The organism is Allobosea sp. (assembly GCF_048595345.1).
Lineage (GTDB): Bacteria > Pseudomonadota > Alphaproteobacteria > Rhizobiales > Beijerinckiaceae > Allobosea.
Genome location: NZ_JBMDWH010000098.1, coordinates 1 through 1528, shown reverse-complemented (window position 1 = coordinate 1528; position 1528 = coordinate 1). Strand labels below are relative to the sequence as shown.

The window sequence follows — 1528 nt, the reverse complement described above, 5'->3', positions numbered from 1 at the left end:
TTTCTACATGGTCCGGATTTCGGGCTGGGAGCGCTCGGCCGACGGCACGCGCTTCATCATGCCGGATACAGGCGGCAAGCAATATGCGAAGGCGGAGATCCTGCCGCTGCTGGGGCAATATGGCGGCATCGCGATAGGCCTTGCGATCGCGCTGCTGATCATCGCGCAGGTCTATGCGGCGAGGCAGAAGCGGGCGGAGCGGGAGGGTGTGCCCTCTCCCAAGCCTGCGCCGAAGGCCAGCTTCCTGCAGACGCTTCTGATCATGGCCGTCGCGGTCCCGCTCGGCACGGGGATCACCTTCGGCTATCGCTGGTACGATTACGTCACCAACGCGACATCGCCCTTCGACGAAATGGGGATCGCGATCAACAGCCGCCTGCCGGAGCCGCTGCGGGCCTGGGGCTGCGGGCGGCTGAAGGAGCGGTTCGGCAGGACCCTGCCGCCTTATGGCTGCGCGGATGGCAGCGGTCTGAACTGGCGCTGAGCCGAGGGCCGGAGCCTAACGCCCGACCTTGATGGCGCGGACGACCGCCCTGTTGGGAGCGATGTAGCGCTTGTAATAGTTCTGGCCGCGGCTCTGGGCGGTCTGGATCTGGGCGCGGTCGAGCATGCCGGCGAGCTGGATGGCATTCGCCATCGACGTCTCGTCCATGATGTCGGCGACGGTGCCCGTATAGATCCAGGCGAAGCCTTCGACGGGATCGCGCGGGACGCCCTTGCCCTGAACCATCAGCAGGCCGAGCTCGTTGGCGGCGCGATAATCGCCGCGCTTGGCCGCCTTCTCATACCAGCGCGCGGCCTTGGCGGGGTCGGCGCCGACGCCATCGCCCTTGCGATAGAGCTGGCCGAGATTATAGGCGGCGAAGACGCTGCCACGAGCGGCGGCGCGGCCGTAGAGATCGATCGCTTTGGCCATGTCGCGCGGCACCGCCTTGCCCTCCGCATAGGCGACGCCGAGATTGTAGAGCCCCTGCGGGTCACCGTTTTCGGCGCTGCGGTTCAGCTCGCGCAGGGCGGTTTCATAATCGCCGCTCCGATAGGCGGCGATGCCGGCCCGCGTATCCGCGCCGGCCCCGTGTGGCCATAGAAAGCCGAGAACCATCGTCAGAATGCCCATCGTCGGGGCCATCCTCCATGCCATCTCTCCCGTCCTTCGTTGAGCTTTGCGATCACCCCCTCGAAATCGCTTCGTCCCGCTGCGGTTCCCGCCTGCAATGGTTGCGGCCTGCGCGCCCGCTCGTTACATAGCGGCCAGATTTCCCGACATCCCCTTGTCGCCAGCGCTGTCCAGCGGAGCCCGCTCGCCCATGTCCCGCCAGTTCATCTATCATATGCGCGGCCTGTCGAAGACCTATACGGGCGGCAAGCAGGTCCTCAAGGACATCCATCTGTCCTTCTATCCCGACGCCAAGATCGGCGTGCTCGGCGTCAACGGCGCGGGTAAATCCACGCTGCTCAAGATCATGGCCGGCATGGACAAGGAATGGACCGGCGAGGCCTGGGTCGCGGAGGGCGCGCGCGTCGGCTA

The 1528-nt window shown here is 66.1% G+C and carries 3 protein-coding genes; 2 read left to right on the top strand and 1 reads right to left on the bottom strand.

All coding sequences use genetic code 11. The features are described from left to right. A partial coding sequence (locus ACOJTB_RS10185) for a hypothetical protein (RefSeq protein WP_420102411.1) occupies nucleotides 1–484 on the top strand: 484 nt, incomplete at its 5' end. Nucleotides 485–499: 15 nt separating this feature from the next. Here the strand turns inward: ACOJTB_RS10185 and ACOJTB_RS10180 are convergent. Beyond that, nucleotides 500–1117, bottom strand: coding sequence for a tetratricopeptide repeat protein (locus tag ACOJTB_RS10180; RefSeq protein ID WP_420102410.1), 618 nt, complete (start codon nucleotides 1115–1117; stop codon nucleotides 500–502). A gap of 190 nt (nucleotides 1118–1307) precedes the next feature. Between ACOJTB_RS10180 and ACOJTB_RS10175 the strand changes: the two genes are divergently transcribed. After that, nucleotides 1308–1528: ATP-binding cassette domain-containing protein (locus tag ACOJTB_RS10175; protein WP_420102409.1), on the top strand; the 221-nt coding region annotated here is incomplete at its 3' end.